This is a genomic window from Mucilaginibacter aquatilis, from assembly GCF_009755275.1.
In the GTDB taxonomy this organism is placed as follows: Bacteria; Bacteroidota; Bacteroidia; order Sphingobacteriales; family Sphingobacteriaceae; genus Mucilaginibacter; species Mucilaginibacter aquatilis.
The window spans coordinates 251,061-270,426 of record NZ_WQLA01000001.1 but is presented as its reverse complement, the minus strand read 5'-3'; the positions used below and the strand labels follow the sequence as shown (position 1 = coordinate 270,426).

Below are 19,366 nucleotides of genomic sequence, written 5' to 3'. Positions count from 1 at the left end.
TAGCTTATTAAACACTATTGATGCATAGAGTTCTGCAAATTTCCTTAAAATTCCCTTTATTTGCGAAAACTTTTGATATGCCCGCTAACTTAAAGAAAATGATAGAGGATGCCTGGGAAGACCGGGGATTGCTTAACCTTAATGAATATATTGGTGCCGTTGAAACCGTTATTGAGCGTTTAGATAAAGGCGAACTACGTGTTGCTGAGCTAATTACTAACCGCTGGCATGTTAATGACTGGATTAAAAAAGCCGTTATTTTATACTTCCCTATCCGTGAGATGGAGGAGGTTAAAGTAGGTCCGTTTGTGTTTCATGATAAAATGAAACTTAAAACCGATTACAAAAAGAACGGCGTACGTGTTGTGCCTCATGCCATAGCCCGTTACGGCGCGCATTTGGCTAAAGGCGTTATTATGATGCCATCATACGTAAATATTGGTGCATTTGTTGATGAAGGTACCATGGTTGATACTTGGGCTACTGTAGGCTCATGTGCGCAAATTGGCAAGCATGTACACCTTAGCGGTGGTGTTGGTATTGGCGGTGTATTAGAGCCTGTGCAGGCAGCTCCGGTAATAATCGACGACAATTGCTTTATTGGCTCACGTGCTATTGTGGTTGAAGGTGTGCATGTAGAAAGCGAAGCTGTTTTAGGTGCTAACGTTGTACTTACCGCCTCAACAAAAATAATTGATGTAACCGGCGAAACTCCGATTGAGTATAAAGGCCGTGTACCATCACGTTCGGTAGTAATACCTGGTTCATACACCAAAAAGTTTCCTGCCGGTGAGTACCAAGTTCCTTGTGCTTTAATTATTGGAAAGCGTAAAGAATCAACTGATAAAAAAACATCATTGAACGACGCGTTGCGCGATAACAACGTAGCTGTTTAATTGTTAATATAAAACTCGTTATTGCGAGGAGTGAAGTAATTTTAATTGTGGGCTTAACTGCTTATTAACAATGAAATTGCTTTATTTCTCGCAATATTGTTTTAAAATATCTGAAGCATGATAATTGGTTTTGATGCAAAGCGGGCATTTTTAAATAGTACAGGGCTGGGAAACTACAGCCGCTGGTTAATTAAGAGTGTTGCTCAGTATCAACCTCAAAACCAAATAAGCCTGTATACTCCCCGTGTAAGGCAAAACCGTTATAAAGACGAATTTAACAGATTTAAAAACATCACTACCGTAACTCCGGGCCACTTGTACCTGTCATCGTGGTGGCGTAGCATGGGTGTTGTTAAAAATTTAAAGCGCGATAATATAGAGCTGTATCATGGCCTGAGTCATGAATTGCCTTTCGGGCTTAAAGAAAGTGATATAAAAGGCGTGCTTACCGTGCATGATCTTATATTCATGCGTTACCCGCACTACTTTAAATGGGCCGATAGGGTAATTTACCGTGCAAAGCTTAGGTATGCCTGCCGTACTGCTACCCGAATTATTGCTATAAGCCATAAAACCCGCGAAGATTTAATTGAACTGTTTGGTGTAAAGCCATCAAAAATTGATGTGGTATACCAGGGTTGCGATCAAATTTTTAGCTTGTACCACAGTGATGAATACCGGGCGCAGGTACGTAAAAAATACAACCTGCCCAAAAGATACCTGTTAACCGTGGGCACCATTGAAGAGCGTAAAAATCTGATGCTCATTTTAAAAGCACTTGAGCATACCAAAGATAGTATGCGCCTGGTGGTTGTTGGTAAACCTACGGACTACATGCAGCAGGTGAAAGAGTATATTGAGGCAAATCACTTATCTGCCCGCGTAACCTTTCTTCATCAGGTGAGTTTTGAGGAATTACCCGTATTATACCAGTTAGCTACAGTATTTGTATATACATCACGCTATGAAGGATTTGGTATTCCTGTTATCGAGGCATTGAACTCCGGTGTGCCGGTGATTGCAGCTACAGGCTCGTGCCTTGAAGAAGCCGGGGGGCCTGACAGCTTATATGTAAACCCCGATGATGAGCAGGACCTGGCCCGTAAAATTAACAGGATATGGAATTCGCCGTCGGTGAGGCAACACATGATAACTCGCGGATTTGATTATGCAAAAAACTTTGATCACGAGAAGCTGGCCGGCCAGCTTATAGAAGTTTATAAAAAAACATTGAACGATGCTTAGAGACGAGGTACATAAAGCCTTTGAAGTTATTAAACAAGGCGGTATTATACTTTACCCAACCGATACTATATGGGGTATAGGCTGCGATGCTACCAATACCGAAGCCATACAAAGGATATTCGAGCTTAAACAGCGCCCCCAGGAAAAAAGCATGATTATTTTGCTCGATGCCGACCATAAACTGGAAAGCTATGTGGCTGAAGTTTCCTCAATAGCTTACGACTTAATTGAGTTTGCAGAAAATCCGCTTACGCTGGTAATGCCTGGTGCAAAAAACGTATCACCTTCATTAATAAATGCTGATGGCAGTATTGCCGTACGGGTGAGCAAACACCCGTTTTGCCAGCAACTTATTCAGCGTATGCGTAAGCCGCTGGTATCTACGTCGGCCAACATCAGTGGTCAGCCATCACCTCAAAATTTCTCGCAAATTTCGGCCGAGGTAATAGAAGGGGTTGATTATGTGGTAAATATAGATCAGCATGATTTATCCGCAAAAAAGCCATCTACCATAATGCGTATAAACCCCGACGGCTTATTTGAGTTTATCAGGCGCTAGATGTTCTACTTCAATTTTTAAAAAAAATATACAAACACGGTTGCTTTTTACTAAAATTGTAATATCAACTTATCTACCATGAAAATTTTTGTTGCAAAACTTCCGCCTGATTATGATGAGACGGATATCGCTACACTCTTTATTACTTACGGCGACATTTTAACTATCAACCTTGTAACCGATCGTGAAACCGGCCGTAGTAAAGGTTATGCATTTGTTGAAATGGTAAATGACGAGGAAGCACTAAACGCCATTAGCCATTTAGATCAGAAAACCGTAGGCCACAACAAGCAACTGGCAGTTAGCCAGGCAACCGAAAGGCCTAAACCTACAGGTGGCTTTAACCGGAATAACCGTGGACAGGGCGGCGGAGGTGGCTACAACCGTGGTGGTGGTAGCGGTTACGGTAACAACCGCAATGGAAACTATAATAAAGATCGTAACAGTGGTGGCGGTGGTTACAACAGAGGTAATAACAGCAACTACAACAGGGGAGAAGGCGGTGGCTTTAAGCGTAACGACAACCCAAACGAACAATAAACATATTGTTTAATATCACTAAAAAGCCGGCATCAGTCGGTTTTTGTTTTTAAAGCACTTATTAAAATGCTGTACTATAAATAGAACGCTGTACAAATATTTATTCAATAGCTAATAGCTTAGTGTTTTAAATGCTCGACATTGTTAATAACATTTGAGGTTGTTTATAAATTTTATGTACACGGTATAAGTAAAGGCTAATAGCTTAATATAAGTAAGTTGCAACAAGTATTTAAGTCTATCTTTTGTCCAATTATGGTTCATATCAGCTATTAGAGCTTTTTCCTCTTAAAATTCTATCCGTTATTTAATCGCGTTTTAATGTTTGGCTTATTAATTGTTAATAATATTTTAATTGAATTATAAGCAGATACAATACACACTTATATGAACACCATGAGCAGGATATTAGCGGTTGACGATGACAAGGATATTTTAGAGGCATTGCAACTAGTTCTTGAGGATTACGGATATGAAGTTAATACTCTTGCCGATGGTCACCAGTTGTTTGATATGATTAATAAAGAGCAGCCCGATCTTATTTTAATGGATATTATGCTAAATGGCTTAGATGGCCGTGATTTGTGTAAGCACGTTAAACTTAATGATAAAACGCACAGTATTCCTGTTATTATGATTTCGGCCAGCCATAACGTAGGTGATGTACTTAAACAAGAATGCGCTCCTGATGACTTTTTAGCTAAGCCGTTTGATATAAGTATGCTTATCAATAAAATACAGCGCCAACTGGTTGCTTAATCTTTTCTTTTCAAACCGATCATCTTAAAAATAAATAGCTGAGGATAAACCTATTATTACTTTAAGTTTATCGGGTTATACCATCAATTATTTACTTTCGTTTAAAAAAATGCAATCCGGCTTGTTTAAACATGCCGCGGATTGCATTTTTGCATTTGCTTTGTTAACAGCTTTCTGATGATCAAACTCAAACCCATTGCTGCATGTGCTTTAATGTTAGGCACGCTAACCGTTAAGGCCCAGCAAAATGATTCTTTTAATATATATCGCACCTATCATACCGCTACGGAGTTGCTTAACGGCGGGCAGTTTGTAGCCGCAGCCGAGCAATTTAGGCTTATTGAACAAGTACGCTTAAAAACAACTACACAGCCAAAGTTTGAGTCGGAGCTATCTATGCTCAAGGAAAATGCCCAATATTATGAGGCTCTTTGCGCGCTTGAATTGGGTAATGATGATGCTTTGCCCATGTTTATGCGCTTCATTAAGGAGCATCCTGAAAATCCTTTATCCAAGCTGGCTTATTTTCAAATTGGAAAGTCGTATTCAAGGCAGCGCATGTATGGCGATGCATTGCTGTGGTTTAATAAAATAAACGCTAATGAACTTAACGGGCGTGAGTACACGGAATACAAGTTTCGTAAAGGTTATGCCTACTTTGACATGGGCGATTATAAATACGCCCAGCAGCAATTTTTAGATATTAAGGATAAAAAGTCGTCCTTTCAGGAAGACGCTATCTATTATTACGCCTACATAGCTTACCTTAATAAAGATTACCACATAGCTTTAGTAAATTTTGAAAAGCTTAAAAATTCAAAAAAATACGAAAGCAGCTACCCTTATTATATATCAGCGGTTTACTTTTTAGATAAGCGCTACGATGACGTATTGAACTATGCCATACCTATTTTAAATAGTACCAAGCAGCAGCACGAAACGGATATGATGCGTATAGTTGGCGCTTCATACTTTGCTAAAGGTGATTATCCCAATGCAGTTAAGTACTACACACAGTTTCAGGACCGTGACCAGGGAAAAACTCAAAACAGCCAGGACAGTTACCAAATAGGCTATGCTCATTACAAAACCGGTAATAATGCAAAGGCTACTACCGAGCTATCAAAACTGGTAAACGAAAATGATGAGTACGCGCAAAGTGGTAATTATACGCTTGGTAGTATATTTTTAAAATCAGGCAACAAGCAATCGGCGCGTAACGCATTCCAAATTGCAAGCAAGTTAGATTTTGACAAGCAACTGCAGGAAGACGCACTTTTTGAATATGCTAAGCTATCTTACGAGCTTGATTTTAATACGCAGGCTTTAGAGGCTACCCGCCAGTATTTGCGCAATTACCCACGGTCAACCCGTACCGATGAGGTAAAAACCTTGTTAGGCGAGGCGCTGCTGAATTCAAAAAATTACAAGGAAGCAGTGGAAATTTTAGAGCCAATTGTTGCCGCAAATCCAAGCGCAGCAGAAGTCTACCAAAAAGTTACTTATTACCGCGGACTCGAATTTTACAATGAGCGTGCATTCGAAAATGCAATAGGCATTTTCCTGCGTTCACTGAAGCACCCGCGCGATGAAAAAATTGTTGCTCTTACCACTTACTGGCTTGCCGAATCAATGTATGAGGTACGTAAGTATGGCGAGTCTGTTGAACAATTTGAAACCTTCCTTGAAAATCCGCAGTCGCGTTCACTGAGTGTGTACAACTACGCAAACTATGGTTTAGGATATGCAGCATTTGGCGATGAGCAGTACAAAAAGGCTGCAAGTTACTTTGAGCGCTTTTTAGCCGGCGGACCAACCGATAAAAATGCAGTTAATGATGCAGTTGCACGTATTGCCGATAGTTACTTTGTAACAAAGAGCTATAGCTCGGCCATGTCATATTATGACAGGTTGATAGCCAGTGGCAGCCAAAGTCAGGACTATGCCTTATTTCAGCGTGGTATGATACAGGGCTTGCAATCATCACCTGATGCTAAAATTTCAACCCTTAACAGTGTTCTAACCCGCTATCCAAACTCCGATTTTGCAGATGATGCCGCATTTGAGATTGCTTACACTTACTTCCTTAAAAATGAAGGAGACCGTGCTAAGACTGATCTTCAGGCCATGATTCAGAAGTACCCAAACAGCAGTTACGTGCCCCGTGCACTGGTAACAATTGGTTTAATTGATTATAATAACAACCAGGACGATGCCGCTGTAGAATCATTTAAAAAAGTAGTACAAACCTATCCATCGGCCGAAGAAGCCAAACAGGCTTTAAAGCAAATAGAAAAAATATACACCGATAAGGGCGATGCGCAAACTTTTATAAGCTACGCGCAAACTACGCCAATTGGTAACTACAGCGCAGCCGAGCAGGAAAGTTTAATGGCCACTGCCGCCAATAACCTTTACCTCAAAGGCGATTGGGAGGGTACTGTTGCCGCAGTAGGAGCTTACTATGATAAGTTTAAAACTAAACCTATTTATGAAAAGCAAATGCGCTTTATACGTGCGCAGGCATTGGTAAACCTTAACCGCACCGATGAAGCCGTGCAGGATTACAATGTTATATTAAACGATTGGACAAGTGCATACACAGAGAAATCGCTTATTGCTATCTCAAAGATGTATATATCGCAGAAAAAGTACAACGAAGCCGTTGTTTACTTAAAGCGTTTGGAAACCAACTCAGAATACAAAGCCGACTACACCTTTGCAATTAATAATCTGTTAATGTGCTACGCACAAATGGAGATGGCAGACGATGCCCTGCACTATGTAAAACTGGTTAGAGAGAACGAAAAATCGGCAGAGGAGGATAAGTATAAAACCGGTCTTTACGCAGGCGTTGCCCATCTTTCTAAAGGTGATACTGCCGCAGCCATTAAAGAGCTCAATTATACAGTAACTAATACAAAAACAGTTGCAGCAGCTGAGGCTAAATACCGCATTGCCCAAATAGAGTATAAAAGAGGTAATTACAAAGCATCGCAAAAAACTTGCTTCGACATCATCAACAAAATGTCGAACTATGATTACTGGCTTACAAAAACCTTTATACTCCTGGCCGATAATTACCTGGCACTTAAAGATCCGTTCCAGGCTAAAGCCACATTGCAGAGTGTAATTGATGGCTATAAGGCTAATGATGAAATCTTACCGGAAGCTAAAGCAAAACTGCAGCAAATTACTGATGCCGAGAAAACAGCACCCGCCGCAACAGGTACAAAAAAACAAGACAAGTAAGCAACGCCCATACCAGATAAGTACATGACCAGATATAGATATATATTACTGACAAGCATTTTTACGTTTGGCGCTGCGCTTGCACAAGCTCAAACACAGCAACCGGCAAAAAAGCCGGTGCAAAAACCAGCGCAAAAGGTGCCGGTGAGCAAACCGGTAGCCAAAAAGGTTGGTGATGCTGCTGCCAAATTAAAGCAGGATACTACAAAAAAAGGTGGCAATGCACCGGCAAACAATGCCCAGCAAAACGGCGGAAGCTTGTCAGAAGAAATTGTAGTAACCACTATTTACAAACCTGTTTTGGCTGATGCGGTTAAAATACGCCGCAACCCTAATCTTGAAGAAACGCAGCTATACAAGGCTCCGCTCACATACTCTACATTAGATAAGCGCCTTGAGCGCAATAGCGACATACGCCAGTTAGAGGCCATGAAGATGCCTGTTGAGCGCGATTCCATACCTGCCGATAACTTCGTAAGAGCGGGGTTTGGAAGCTTACGTACCCTTTTTGGCGAAGCTTACATCAACAACGGCAAAGATGCCGCCTTGCAAACCGGAGCGTACGTAAAGTACTTTGGGCAACAGGGTAGTGATCTTGAAAAGCAGAACCACAGCAAGCTTGATGCATCTGTGTTTGGAAAAAGTATCGGCGAGGTAAACACGTTGACTGGTCGTATAAACTACCAGCGTCGTAACAATTACTTCTATGGTTATGATAATACGTTAACCACAGCTCCAATTGACCCGGCAAAGCAGCATTTTAACACCATAAGTGCCGAAGGCGAATTAAGCCGTAATTACCAGGACACCGACCGTGTGTTTACTTATGCTGCTAAAATTAACGGTTACTTGTTTAGCAATGCTTTTAAAGCGCGCGAAAATAACGTAGTAATCAGTGGTTATTTAAATCAAACCATTAACCAGTTTTACGCAGGTATTGCTGCATCTGTTGATGTTGCTTCACAAAAAGATTTAGCCTACTCTATAAACAATAGCTTTTTACGTGCCAATCCTTACTTAAAGTTCCAGGGCGAAAATTATAAGATTGATGCGGGAATAAACATTGTTAAAGAGTTCAGTTATTTTACACGTTTCTTCATTTTTCCTGCTGCCAAACTTGAGTTTCAGGTTATACCTCAATACGTGCGTTTATTTGCCGAGGCAAGCGGCGACGTAAACCGCTCGTCGTTACGCGGCTTTTCAGAGGAAAATCCTTTCATCGGTCAAAATATAGCTATCAAAAACTCGGTTGATAAACTTAATATAAGCATAGGCTTAAAGGGAAGGTTATTTGCGGGCCTAGGCTTTAAAGCATCTGTTTTCCGTAACAGTGTATCTGATTTGCCTTTATTTGTAAGCGGTGTGCAGCCAATTGTTGCAGATGCAGCTTACCCAACCGGTAATAACCGCTTTAACGTTATTTATGACAATGGAAAAGCCCGCATAAGCGGCTTTAACGGTGAGCTTGATTACAAGGCATCTGATGATTTGAATATATTCGGTAGGGTGGAGTTTCGCGACTATAAGCTGGCCAGCGAGGCGCAGCCATGGAACTTACCTAAATTTAAGTTAACTGCAGGTACGCACATCCATATCAGTAACAAGGTTGATATTAACGGTTCGTTACTTTTCCGTGGAAGCACAAAAGATTTAATTTCCGGCACGCAGGTGGTTAATATCAAATCATTTGCCGATTTAAGCGGTGGTGTGAGCTACAAGGCCACCAAGAAGTTGTCGGTATTTGTGCAGGCCAATAATATTCTCAATACAAACTATCAAACCTGGTTGTACTACCCTAATTATTCATTTAACATATTTGGAGGCGTAGGCTACAGTTTTTAACTATATTTGCCGCCATTGCGCTAAAAATACTGCTTACAAAAAATGGATCTTTCAGTATATATATCAGAGCTTCTTAACGAACGTGGCAACATTGGCATACCCGATATTGGTGTGTTCAAACAGGTTCGTAAAAGAGGTTATTATAATGCTGAAGAGGGTAAACTATACCCACCATATTTTGCTACCGAGTTTGAACAAACCACTGTAAGCGATGATGTATTGTTACAATACCTTACTGAAAAAAGTAAGGTTTCGGTATCATCAGCGAAGTTTTTTTTAGACAGGTTCGTGCAAAATACCTTGCAGCAGGCCGAAATAGGCGAGGCTAGGATTGGCAACCTTGGTTGGCTGTCAAAAGAAGTTGATACACTTCATTTCAGGTCGGCATCTGAAACAACAGAAGCTACTGCAGCATTCGGTTTTGCACCGGTTAGTTTGCTTAAAAAAGGGCCCGAATCATCTGCTGCCCAAAGCACCGAACCGAAACTTGACGCCGAACCGGAAAACTCCGCCACTGCTAGCGAAGAAACGATACAGCCGGTTCCGGTAACTTTTTCAATTGAAAAGGAACTTGGCAAAGCACCGGAGGCTTTAAATGAATCACCTGTTGCCAAACCGCAGACTACAACTTCAATATCGCCTTTAGTGCGCCAGCCCAAGCCGGTGCAGCATAAGGCTGAACAACCTGCGCCTGTTGTACCTCAACCGCAACCTGAGGTGCCACAGGTTCAAAAAACAGAAGCTTTACCTGTTGCAGATAATAATGATGAGGTTCCTGCCCGTCCGTTTTACATGCGCCTGCCTTTTTATTTAGGGCTTGTATTGGTTATTGCTGCGGCTGCCGTAATAATGATATTAAAAAATACAGCTAACGACAATACTCGCAAGGCAACTGACCACAGCGAAAAGGCATCGCCAAGTATGGATTCGGTAAAGGTTAATACACCTGCACCGTCTGATACCGTTATTATAAAGGCACCGGCCGCTACTGATACTGTGGCCAGGAATACGGCTTTACCCGAATCAACCGAGTACGCGCCTGAGGTTGAAACGCCTACAGTTGGTGCGCGTACGGTAGTTAATTCAAATCACTATAATTATGTGCTGGTTGGCGGCTCATACGGCACGCTTGAGCTGGCAAAGGCTGCATCAGAACGGTACAAGGCAGTTGGCATAGGCGCATCACCGTTTGAAAACTCGCGCAAATTATTTAAAGTGGCATTGGGTTACTATCCAACCTATACCGAAGGACAGGAAGCAAAGAAACAACTGGTTAAGCAAGGAAAAGTACTTAACTGGAAATTATACGTTGAAACTCTTAGAAAGTAAATATAATGACGCTATTAACGCAGGTAACTGACACTGCTCAACAAGTTATTGATACTGTAAATAAGGCCATTCAGCCGGTAACTACGCCTGCTGCACCTGTTGATGATTTACGCTTTGGCGACCTTTTGATAAAAGGTGGCTGGGTAATGATTCCAATTGGTATACTGGCTGTATTGGGTTTGGTGATATTTTTTGAACGCTTTTTTACTATCCGTAAGGCGTCAAAAGATGAGTCGGAACTAATGCGCCAAATTAAGGGAAGCATTACAGCCGGTAAGCTTGACTCTGCCGTGGCCGTGGCACGTAACAGTAACTCGCCGCTTGGCCGTATGCTGCAAAAGGGTTTATTGCGTATTGGCAGGCCTATAAAAGATATTGAAGGTGCCATTGAAAATGTGGGTAAGCTTGAAGTATCAAAACTGGAGAAGAATATTGGTATATTAGGTATTGTTGCCGGTATAGCGCCAATGTTTGGTTTCCTGGGTACCATTGCGGGTGTAATCAAAATATTCTACGATATATCAAAAACTGATAATATCAGCATGGGTGTAATTTCGGGTGGTTTGTACGTTAAAATGGTAACCTCGGCAGCAGGTTTGTTTGTTGGTATCATTGCTTATGTATGTTACCATATACTGAACATGATGGTTGATAAGGTTATTTTAAAACTGGAAACCGACGCCATAGAGTTTATTGATTTGCTGGAGGAGCCAAGCCGATGAATTTAAGAAAGAGACATAAAAGGGCATCGGCCGAAGTGCATACCTCGGCTATGAATGATATTATGTTTTTTTTGCTGCTGTTTTTTCTCATCGCATCTACAGTAACTAATCCAAACGTAATTAAGCTGATGCTGCCAAAATCATCATCGGGGCAGGCGGTATCGAAAAAAACTATTACGGTATCAGTTACGCAGGATTTGCGTTATTATGTAGAAAAGAAGGAAGTTGCGGTTGATGCCTTGCAGGCTACACTTGAAGGCTACAAAAACATAGCAAATGAACTTACTATTGTACTGCACGTTGACCGTACCGTTGCCATACAGGATGTAGTGCAGGTAATGGACATAGCCCAAAAATTAAACATTAAACTGGTACTGGCCACCGAGCCCAAGTAATACATATGGATTACCGTAAGGAAGAGAATAATTATCCTAAAGCCTTTTTAGCAACCGGTGTTATACTGGCTATGCTAATTGGCTTGAGCTATTTTATTGTCTTTCAGCATCCTGAAAAGCAGGAAGACGGCACCGGCGGTATACTCGTAAACTACGGGACTGTAGATGAAGGTATAGGTGACGATTACATGAGCACCGAAGAACCATCAGTTGCCGAACAAGCCAACGGCCAAAAGCCCGATAAGGTAACCACCGCACCTCCAACTGAGCAGGTAACGCCAACAGAAGATGCCAGTAAGCAGGTAGTAACTCAAAACACTGAGGATGCGCCTGAAATAAGCAACGATAAAAAACCAACGCAAGCGGTAGCCACACAGCAGCAACCCACTAAAGAAACACCAAAGCCAACCGTTAATCAAAATGCCTTGTATAAAGGTAAAACGAATAATGGTACCGGCGAGGGCGATGGCAACGGATCAACCCCGGGCAACCAGGGCAAAACCACAGGTACAACGCTCACAAACAACTATAACGGAACAGGCTCAGGTAATGGTGGTAACTTAACCGGTATGCCGCAACGTAATTTTATAAGTAAGCCCGCAGTTACTGATGACGGCCGTCATACCGGCAAGGTAGTGGTTGACATCAGGGTTGATAAGGACGGCAACGTAACTTACGCACGTGGTGGTGCCCGCGGCACAACCATAACCGACCAAAATTTGATAGAGAAATGCGAAGAAGCAGTCAAACGCTCACGCCTTAATCAACTCGAAAACGCTCCCGATATGCAGCAGGGTACGGTAGTTTTTGTATTCAAAGTACAGTAATAAGCTTTTTATCTACTGTTCCATTTTCTTAAGCGCAGTTAATACTATCCTTAAAAACTCTGCCTTAAACTTTATAACTTAACGCATTTTTCAATACTGCATACAACTGCTGGCAATGCCACGAAGAAAATGACTTATCAGGAAACCCTCGACTATCTTTATAATCAACTACCCATGTTTACCCGCGTGGGTGCTTCTGCATTTAAAAAAGACTTAACCAATACTATTGCGCTTTGCGAGCGACTTGATAATCCGCAACAAAAGTTCAAAAGTGTACATATTGGCGGTACCAATGGTAAAGGCTCAACTTCGCACATGCTGGCTGCCGTGCTGCAAACGGCAGGTTATAAAACAGGTTTGTATACGTCGCCGCATCTAAAAGATTTTAGGGAACGGGTGCGTATAAACGGACAAATGATTAGTGAGGAAGAGGTGGTAAGCTTTGTTGAGCAAAACAAACAGGCTTTCGAGCAAATAGAACCATCATTTTTTGAAATGACGGTTGCATTGGCCTTCGACTGCTTTGCACGTCATAAAGTTGATATTGCTATTATTGAAGTTGGTTTGGGCGGTGTGCTCGATTCTACAAATATCATCAGTCCGCTATTATCAATTATCACCAACATTGGTTGGGATCACATGAATATGCTGGGCAATACCTTGCCTGAAATTGCCACGCAAAAAGCAGGCATAATTAAGCCCCATACACCTGTTATTATAGGAGAGTACCAGCCCGAAGTAGCAGACGTATTCTTGAATAAGGCGAAAGAGCAAGATGCAGCCATTGCTTTTGCATCCCAACAATGGAATGTGAGCAGAGATGACCAGGTGGCTGAAAATGTACAAAAAAAAAATTTAGCTTCGATAGTTGTGCAGCGTGTCAATCTCCCGGCAAATATTTACCGCCTGCAACTCGATCTTACAGGAACTTATCAGCTTAAAAATGTTTGTAACGTACTTTCGGCAGTAGATGAATTGCGCGAGCAAGGATTTTTGATTTCTGATGAGCATGTTGCCAGCGCCTTAAAGCAGGTAAACGCGCTTACCGGCTTACAGGGCCGCTGGTACACCCTCAGCACAAAACCGCTAACAATATGCGATACCGGGCATAATCCCGATGGTATTGCCGAAGTATTAAAAGACATTTCGGCAGTTAAGTATGAACGCCTGCATTTTATAATAGGTATGGTGAACGATAAGGATATTACCAAGGTGCTAAGTATGTTGCCACAAAATGCCACCTATTATTTTTGTAAACCCGATATGCCCCGAGGGTTAGATGCTGCATTGTTAAAAGAGCAGGCTGAAGCTATGGGTTTGAGGGGTAGCAGTTATTCATCAGTGCCATTGGCATTGAAAGCAGCACAGGAAGCGGCAACCGAAAAAGATTTGGTATTTGCAGGTGGCAGCACCTTTGTAGTGGCCGAAATAGTTTAATATATTTGGAAAGAGGTGTTCATAGTTGATAGTCCGTAGTTCATAGTAGCTCTGAAAATCAAAAAAAAGCAGTTTCCTGATATGTTTTTCTGTGAATCATTAACCATCAACTAAAATAACTACCAATGACCTATCTACCATCACCTAATCGTTATCAGGGCATGCCTTATCGCCGTTGTGGCAACAGCGGTATTTTATTACCCGCTCTATCGCTGGGCCTGTGGCATAACTTTGGCGGCGTTGATGTTTTTGAAAACTACCGCAGCATTTTGCGCCTGGCGTTTGATAGCGGCATAACCCATTTTGATTTAGCTAACAACTACGGGCCGCCTTATGGTTCTGCTGAAGAAAACTTCGGGCATTTACTTAAAAAAGATTTTGCTGCTCACCGCGACGAGCTTATTATATCAAGTAAGGCCGGTTATGATATGTGGCCGGGACCGTATGGCAACTGGGGCTCAAAAAAGTATTTGGTTGCCAGCTTAAACCAAAGTTTAAAACGTATGGGCCTGGAGTATGTAGATATATTTTATCATCACAGACCCGACCCGGAAACCCCTTTGGAAGAGACCATGGCTGCGCTTGATTTACTGGTAAGGCGAGGTAAGGCTCTATATATAGGTTTATCAAATTACAAGGCCGAAGAGGCTAGAAAAGCCATCAGCATATTAAAAGACTTAGGTACGCCATGCCTTATTCATCAACCCAAATACTCCATGTTTGAGCGTTGGGTTGAAGGCGGTTTACTTGATGTACTTGAACAGGAGGGTGTGGGTTGTATCCCTTTTTCACCGCTTGCGCAGGGTATGCTAACTAACAAGTATTTGCATGGTATACCTCAAGATTCAAGAGCTGCAAAATCAAGCGGACACCTGCAAACGGAGCAAATTACAAGTGAGAAGGTTGAGCAAATTAAACAACTGAACGAGATAGCGCTTAACCGTGGCCAAACGCTCGCCCAAATGGCACTAGCCTGGTTAATGAATGATGCACGGGTAACCTCAGTACTTATAGGTGCCAGTAAGCCCGAGCAACTGGCCGACTCACTAAAGTGTTTGGAGAATACCACCTTCACACCTGATGAACTGAACAGAATAGAAACAATATTACAATACAAACCTTGATGCAAACCATTAACTGGGGAATAATTGGTTGCGGCGATGTAACCGAAAAAAAGAGCGGTCCGGCGTTTAATAAAGTACCGGGCAGCAAGCTGGTTGCCGTTATGCGCCGCGATGCAACCAAAGCAGCCGATTATGCAATGCGCCACAACGTTAGTAAATGGTACGCCAACGCCGATGACTTGTTTAATGATGATGAAGTAAACGCAGTGTATGTTGCTACGCCGCCCTCATCACATCTGAGTTATGCTATAGCTGCATTGCAAAAAGGATTACCTGTTTACGTAGAGAAGCCGGTAACCATGAACGCTCATGGGGCACAACAACTGGCTGATGCCGTAAAGCAATATAACGGGCAACTCATAGTTGCGCACTACCGGCGCCGTTTACCCATGTTTTTAAAGGTTAAGGAGCTTTTGCAACAAAACCGTATTGGCAGTGTACGCACCGTGCAATTACGCTTGTGGCAAAGCCGTAAACCAGCACTGGTAACAAAAGGCGCACCTAACTGGCGTACGCAACCCAATGTATCGGGTGGAGGGTACTTTCATGATTTATCACCCCACCAGTTAGATTTGATGCTTTACTTTTTTGGCAACCCTGTGCACTACTCCGGCTTTAGTCTTAACCAGGCACAAGCCACTGATGCTGATGATCATGTTTGCGGATCTGTTGTGTTTGAAAACAATGTAGTGTTGAATGGATCGTGGTGTTTTAATGTTGCCGAAACCGAGAATTCAGACCTTTGTGAAATAATAGGCAACGAAGGCAAAATCAGTTTTCCGGTTTTTGGTGACAAGGTTACACTTAAAACGGAATCGGGCCAGGAAGTATTCACCTTCGAGCATCCTGAAAATATTCAGTTACCTATGATTGAAAGCATGGTGAACTATTTAAACGGCGTGGAGGCTAACCCATGTACTATTGATGAGGCTGTTACGTTAATGAAGATAATTGATGCCTTTGCAACCAAAATAAATACATAATCACAAATTTTAACATACAACACCATGAAACAATTATTTAAACTATTTGCCGTAACCGGTTTAATTTTAACTGCCTTCACGGCATCGGCACAACAGGCAAAAAAAGTACCTGCAAGTCCGCCTGATACTGTAAAAGCAACAACCAAAGCAGGCGTTGCCATTGAAGTGGCCTATAGCCAGCCTGCTGTTAAGGGCCGTACCATAGGTACAGACATAGCGCCTTACGGTAAAGTTTGGCGTACAGGTGCAAATAATGCTACAACAATCTCTTTCAGTAAAGATGTTAAGATTGAAGGTAAGGCATTGCCCGCTGGTCAGTATGCATTATACTCAATACCTGGTGAAAAAGAATGGACCGTAATTTTTAATAAAGGCGTTAAAAACTGGGGAACCAAATACGAAGAAGGTGATGATGTTTTGCGTATAACCGTTAAAGCTGCAAAAACCAAAGAGTTTGTGGAAAGACTGAAATTTGCCATTGAGCCTGCCGGAAAAGTTCATTTTTCGTGGGGTGATAAGTTAGTGGCGTTTATGGTTAAATAAGTTCATCAATATATTTAAACAAAAACAGCCACATAAAAATGTGGCTGTTCTTGTTTAAATATCAATCCTGCTTTTTAGAAATTTTCGCTCCTTCTTTACGTGCTTCTGACAGGCCTATGGCAACCGCCCGCTTTTTGCTGGTTACTTTTTTGCCGGTGCCGGTTTTCAATTTTCCTTCTTTCATTTCGTGCACAGTTTCACCTACCTTTTCCTGTGCCTTTAACGAATATTTTGCCATAATTTGTTTAATTAGTTTTATAATTTATCTACAAATTGCAGCTTGATTAGTTTAAGCACTAAAGAGGTTAATGACCAGCAAACGGCTATACGCTTTATAAATTTGTAGTTATGGAATACATTTCAGAAACCGACCTGATATTGAATGAGGATGGCAGCCTATACCATATTAATCTGCTGGCTGATGAGGTTGCAGATACAGTGATTACCGTTGGCGATCAGGACAGAGTAGGAGAGGTTAGTAAGCATTTCGATCATATTGAACTCAAAAAAGGTAAGCGGGAGTTTTTAACGCATACAGGCTACATAGGTAAAAAGCGTATAACGGTAATATCAACCGGTATTGGTACCGATAACGTTGATATAGTATTAAATGAACTTGATGCCATAGTTAATATCAACCTGCAAACACGGCAGGTAAACAAAAACCTTCGAAGCCTTAATATTATACGCATTGGCACATCTGGTGCTGTGCAGGCTGATATAGAAGTTGACACGGTTTTGGTGTCGGCAGCTGCCATAGGGCTTGATCCTTTAATGCATTATTGCGATCATGAGCTTACTGCAGATGAAGCCGGTTTATTAACTGCCTTTAAAAGTAGTTTGCCCAAGCATTACCAGTTACATCCTTACGTAGCTTCGGCCGGTGCAAAGTTGATTAACACCATTGCGCATGATTTGCCTCATGGAATCACAATTACTGCGCCCGGTTTTTATACGCCGCAGGGAAGGCAGGTGCGTTGTAAATCATCGACTCCACAACTACTTTCCGTTATTGAAAAGTTTGAGCATAACAATCAACGCATTACCAACCTGGAGATGGAAACGGCAGGCATTTACGGCTTAGCATCAAACTTAGGCCATCAGGCTATTTCTTTCAATGTTATACTGGCCAACCGAGTAAAACACCAATTTAGTAAACAACCATACCATGTAATGCAAAACTGCATTACCAATGTACTCGACAGGGTTGTAAACTACTTATAGTACAAGCCGAAACATATCATAACAACCTGTGTTTATGAGCTAATTAGTTGCCGCACATCACCTATGTTCAACAAATCCATATCGTTGCCTTTTTACGTAAAGTTTGCCTTGGTCCTCATTGGGCTAATGGCACTTGGTTTTCTTATTATTTTAGGAAAAGAGTTACTTGATCCGCTTTTATTCGGGTTCCTGTTTGCAATTCTTTTACTTCCGCTATCTAACTTTTTTGAACAAAAATGTAGAATGCCGCGTAGTATGGCAGCTTTTGCAGCTATTTTACTTATGGTGCTATTTGTAACCGGAATTATGTACCTGGTTGGTACGCAAATAACCAATCTTGCGCATGACTGGCCTTTACTTAAAGAACAGATCAGCAAATCGGCGGTAGATGTACAGCTGTGGATACAGCGTACTTTCCATATCAATGCCGAAAAGCAAATGGTTTATGTGAATGATACCGCCGACAAAATTGTTGCCTCAGGAACCTCAGTTTTAGGTACCACCTTCGGAGCTGTATCGTCATTGCTGTTGTTTTACATCTTCATCATCTTGTTTACATTCTTGATTCTGCTGTACCGTAGATTGTTGTTCCGTTTTATTTTATTTGTGTTTGACGAAGAAGCAACACCGGTGGTACACACTATTGTAGAGAATGTGCAGCGTATATTACGTCAGTATATTGTAGGCCTTTTGTTGGAGATGGTGATCGTTGCTATATTAACCTGCGTAGCGTTTTGGATAATTGGCGTTAAATACGCCATACTATTAGGTATTATAACTGCGCTTTTTAATATCATACCTTATGTGGGTATCTTCTCGGCCTTGTTGCTAAGCACTCTAATTACGTTTGCTACAGGCGCTATAACCAAAGCAATTATTGTAGCTATTGTGGTGGTAGCAATACACGCTATTGATGCAAACGTAGTACTGCCAATGGTTGTTGGCTCAAAGGTGAGGTTGAATGCCTTAATAACTTTCATAGGCATTGTATTGGGTGAGATGCTTTGGGGGTTATCGGGTATGTTTTTGTCAATACCGGTGATAGCTATATTTAAAATAATTTTTGACCACGTTGGTCCGCTCAGGCCTTGGGGGTACCTTTTAGGGGGAGATTATGAGTATGAGCGAAAGGCCAAGGAGGAGATGAAGACAGAGTAATAAATACATTATACTGTGATAAAAATGGCCGTTATGCAATTTGCTTAACGGCCATTTTATTTATTGAGTCTACTTTATAATCAGGATTCCAACCTTAGCCGTTTCTTTTGGTAATCAATTACTGCTTTATACTTCATCAATATATCGCCTCCAAGCACGCCTAAAACCTCCGGATGGTTAAGCTGCGAATAAGCCTGGTTGATGCTCGAAAGATCCAATACTGCTACCTCAAAGTCGGTTAACTTTAGCTTGCCTAATTTTAAGTCTGCAATTACAGCTGTAAATGATTCCATGGTTACCGTACCCAACCCTGCCGATAAGCGGTTAGTGGCCTTAATATCAACGTTACCAGCGTTAGCCAGCGTGTTTTGATCAAACACGGTTTTTGATGCGCCGGTATCAAGTACAATTTTATACTTCTTTCGCCCTATTTTAACATCAGCAAGTAAATGGCAGCCGTCACTTTCCATATCAATCACTTGTAGCGGAATGTTTACTTTCATAATTGTAAAGGTAGGAGATAGGTTTACA

19 protein-coding genes are annotated in these 19,366 nt (G+C 41.7%); 17 read left to right on the top strand and 2 right to left on the bottom strand.

The features are described 5' to 3' along the window. The first annotated feature begins 77 nt into the window (after positions 1–77). The 15 genes from GO816_RS01280 to GO816_RS01210 all read left to right on the top strand — a co-directional run bounded on the left by GO816_RS01280 (position 78) and on the right by GO816_RS01210 (position 16,453). On the top strand, positions 78–896 hold the full coding sequence (locus tag GO816_RS01280; protein ID WP_157539542.1) for a 2,3,4,5-tetrahydropyridine-2,6-dicarboxylate N-succinyltransferase: 819 nt from the start codon (positions 78–80) through the stop codon (positions 894–896). A 117-nt stretch (positions 897–1,013) separates the two neighbouring features. Beyond that, the gene (locus tag GO816_RS01275) at positions 1,014–2,141 is read left to right on the top strand and encodes a glycosyltransferase family 4 protein (RefSeq protein WP_157539541.1); all 1,128 of its coding nucleotides are present in this window, start codon (positions 1,014–1,016) and stop codon (positions 2,139–2,141) included. Beyond that, positions 2,134–2,700 carry an L-threonylcarbamoyladenylate synthase gene (locus tag GO816_RS01270; protein ID WP_157539540.1) on the top strand — a complete coding sequence of 189 codons (567 nt, stop codon included), beginning with the start codon at positions 2,134–2,136 and terminating at the stop codon, positions 2,698–2,700. Before GO816_RS01275 ends, GO816_RS01270 begins: the two co-directional genes overlap by 8 nt. A gap of 78 nt (positions 2,701–2,778) precedes the next feature. After that, positions 2,779–3,240 carry an RNA recognition motif domain-containing protein gene (locus tag GO816_RS01265; RefSeq protein WP_157539539.1) on the top strand — a complete coding sequence of 154 codons (462 nt, stop codon included), beginning with the start codon at positions 2,779–2,781 and terminating at the stop codon, positions 3,238–3,240. 396 nt (positions 3,241–3,636) lie between these two features. Beyond that, positions 3,637–3,999, top strand: coding sequence for a response regulator (locus GO816_RS01260; protein WP_232336462.1), 363 nt, complete (start codon positions 3,637–3,639; stop codon positions 3,997–3,999). 177 nt (positions 4,000–4,176) lie between these two features. Further along, positions 4,177–7,251, top strand: coding sequence for a tetratricopeptide repeat protein (locus tag GO816_RS01255; RefSeq protein ID WP_157539537.1), 3,075 nt, complete (start codon positions 4,177–4,179; stop codon positions 7,249–7,251). A 24-nt stretch (positions 7,252–7,275) separates the two neighbouring features. Then, positions 7,276–9,093, top strand: coding sequence for a TonB-dependent receptor (locus tag GO816_RS01250; protein ID WP_157539536.1), 1,818 nt, complete (start codon positions 7,276–7,278; stop codon positions 9,091–9,093). Positions 9,094–9,135: 42 nt separating this feature from the next. Further along, positions 9,136–10,422: an SPOR domain-containing protein gene (locus GO816_RS01245; protein WP_157539535.1), complete on the top strand. Its 1,287-nt coding sequence runs from the start codon at positions 9,136–9,138 to the stop codon at positions 10,420–10,422. 5 nt (positions 10,423–10,427) lie between these two features. Then, positions 10,428–11,144 (top strand): MotA/TolQ/ExbB proton channel family protein, encoded by a 717-nt coding sequence (locus GO816_RS01240; protein ID WP_157539534.1) that lies wholly within the window; start codon positions 10,428–10,430, stop codon positions 11,142–11,144. Further along, the gene (locus GO816_RS01235) at positions 11,141–11,539 is read left to right on the top strand and encodes an ExbD/TolR family protein (RefSeq protein WP_157539533.1); all 399 of its coding nucleotides are present in this window, start codon (positions 11,141–11,143) and stop codon (positions 11,537–11,539) included. The genes GO816_RS01240 and GO816_RS01235 overlap by 4 nt, the downstream gene beginning before the upstream one ends. Positions 11,540–11,544: 5 nt before the next feature. Beyond that, on the top strand, positions 11,545–12,366 hold the full coding sequence (locus tag GO816_RS01230; RefSeq protein ID WP_157539532.1) for an energy transducer TonB: 822 nt from the start codon (positions 11,545–11,547) through the stop codon (positions 12,364–12,366). A 129-nt stretch (positions 12,367–12,495) separates the two neighbouring features. Next, entirely contained in the window at positions 12,496–13,803 is a 1,308-nt protein-coding gene (locus GO816_RS01225; protein ID WP_157539531.1) for a bifunctional folylpolyglutamate synthase/dihydrofolate synthase, read from the top strand. Between the two features lie 125 nt (positions 13,804–13,928). Next, positions 13,929–14,927, top strand: a complete 999-nt coding sequence (gene mgrA / locus GO816_RS01220) for an L-glyceraldehyde 3-phosphate reductase (protein WP_157539530.1) — start codon at positions 13,929–13,931, stop codon at positions 14,925–14,927. Beyond that, positions 14,927–15,910 carry a Gfo/Idh/MocA family protein gene (locus GO816_RS01215; RefSeq protein WP_157539529.1) on the top strand — a complete coding sequence of 328 codons (984 nt, stop codon included), beginning with the start codon at positions 14,927–14,929 and terminating at the stop codon, positions 15,908–15,910. Before mgrA ends, GO816_RS01215 begins: the two co-directional genes overlap by 1 nt. A 24-nt stretch (positions 15,911–15,934) precedes the next feature. Beyond that, the gene (locus tag GO816_RS01210) at positions 15,935–16,453 is read left to right on the top strand and encodes a DUF2911 domain-containing protein (protein WP_157539528.1); all 519 of its coding nucleotides are present in this window, start codon (positions 15,935–15,937) and stop codon (positions 16,451–16,453) included. 61 nt (positions 16,454–16,514) lie between these two features. Here GO816_RS01210 and GO816_RS18665 read toward each other — a convergent pair whose 3' ends face one another. Next, positions 16,515–16,691: a DUF6496 domain-containing protein gene (locus GO816_RS18665; RefSeq protein WP_198171392.1), complete on the bottom strand. Its 177-nt coding sequence runs from the start codon at positions 16,689–16,691 to the stop codon at positions 16,515–16,517. A gap of 110 nt (positions 16,692–16,801) precedes the next feature. Here GO816_RS18665 and GO816_RS01205 point away from each other — a divergent pair, with 110 nt between their 5' ends. Together GO816_RS01205 and GO816_RS01200 are read left to right on the top strand one after the other, a co-directional pair. Beyond that, positions 16,802–17,677 carry a nucleoside phosphorylase gene (locus GO816_RS01205; protein WP_157539527.1) on the top strand — a complete coding sequence of 292 codons (876 nt, stop codon included), beginning with the start codon at positions 16,802–16,804 and terminating at the stop codon, positions 17,675–17,677. 63 nt (positions 17,678–17,740) lie between these two features. Then, complete coding sequence (locus GO816_RS01200; protein WP_157539526.1) at positions 17,741–18,835, top strand: AI-2E family transporter; 1,095 nt, start codon at positions 17,741–17,743, stop codon at positions 18,833–18,835. A gap of 80 nt (positions 18,836–18,915) precedes the next feature. Here GO816_RS01200 and GO816_RS01195 read toward each other — a convergent pair whose 3' ends face one another. Beyond that, positions 18,916–19,338 carry a retropepsin-like aspartic protease gene (locus GO816_RS01195; protein ID WP_157539525.1) on the bottom strand — a complete coding sequence of 141 codons (423 nt, stop codon included), beginning with the start codon at positions 19,336–19,338 and terminating at the stop codon, positions 18,916–18,918. Between the last annotated feature and the right edge of the window lie 28 nt (positions 19,339–19,366).

Coding starts and splice junctions, on each gene's coding strand:
- GO816_RS01245 (WP_157539535.1), top strand. CDS start 9,136: ATGGATCTTTCAGTATATATATCAGAGCTTCTTAACGAACGTGGCAAC.
- GO816_RS01265 (WP_157539539.1), top strand. CDS start 2,779: ATGAAAATTTTTGTTGCAAAACTTCCGCCTGATTATGATGAGACGGAT.
- GO816_RS18665 (WP_198171392.1), bottom strand. CDS start 16,691: ATGGCAAAATATTCGTTAAAGGCACAGGAAAAGGTAGGTGAAACTGTG.
- GO816_RS01230 (WP_157539532.1), top strand. CDS start 11,545: ATGGATTACCGTAAGGAAGAGAATAATTATCCTAAAGCCTTTTTAGCA.
- GO816_RS01270 (WP_157539540.1), top strand. CDS start 2,134: ATGCTTAGAGACGAGGTACATAAAGCCTTTGAAGTTATTAAACAAGGC.
- GO816_RS01200 (WP_157539526.1), top strand. CDS start 17,741: ATGTTCAACAAATCCATATCGTTGCCTTTTTACGTAAAGTTTGCCTTG.
- GO816_RS01240 (WP_157539534.1), top strand. CDS start 10,428: ATGACGCTATTAACGCAGGTAACTGACACTGCTCAACAAGTTATTGAT.
- GO816_RS01250 (WP_157539536.1), top strand. CDS start 7,276: ATGACCAGATATAGATATATATTACTGACAAGCATTTTTACGTTTGGC.
- GO816_RS01205 (WP_157539527.1), top strand. CDS start 16,802: ATGGAATACATTTCAGAAACCGACCTGATATTGAATGAGGATGGCAGC.
- GO816_RS01255 (WP_157539537.1), top strand. CDS start 4,177: ATGATCAAACTCAAACCCATTGCTGCATGTGCTTTAATGTTAGGCACG.
- mgrA (WP_157539530.1), top strand. CDS start 13,929: ATGACCTATCTACCATCACCTAATCGTTATCAGGGCATGCCTTATCGC.
- GO816_RS01260 (WP_232336462.1), top strand. CDS start 3,637: ATGAGCAGGATATTAGCGGTTGACGATGACAAGGATATTTTAGAGGCA.
- GO816_RS01235 (WP_157539533.1), top strand. CDS start 11,141: ATGAATTTAAGAAAGAGACATAAAAGGGCATCGGCCGAAGTGCATACC.
- GO816_RS01215 (WP_157539529.1), top strand. CDS start 14,927: ATGCAAACCATTAACTGGGGAATAATTGGTTGCGGCGATGTAACCGAA.
- GO816_RS01225 (WP_157539531.1), top strand. CDS start 12,496: ATGACTTATCAGGAAACCCTCGACTATCTTTATAATCAACTACCCATG.
- GO816_RS01195 (WP_157539525.1), bottom strand. CDS start 19,338: ATGAAAGTAAACATTCCGCTACAAGTGATTGATATGGAAAGTGACGGC.
- GO816_RS01280 (WP_157539542.1), top strand. CDS start 78: ATGCCCGCTAACTTAAAGAAAATGATAGAGGATGCCTGGGAAGACCGG.
- GO816_RS01275 (WP_157539541.1), top strand. CDS start 1,014: ATGATAATTGGTTTTGATGCAAAGCGGGCATTTTTAAATAGTACAGGG.
- GO816_RS01210 (WP_157539528.1), top strand. CDS start 15,935: ATGAAACAATTATTTAAACTATTTGCCGTAACCGGTTTAATTTTAACT.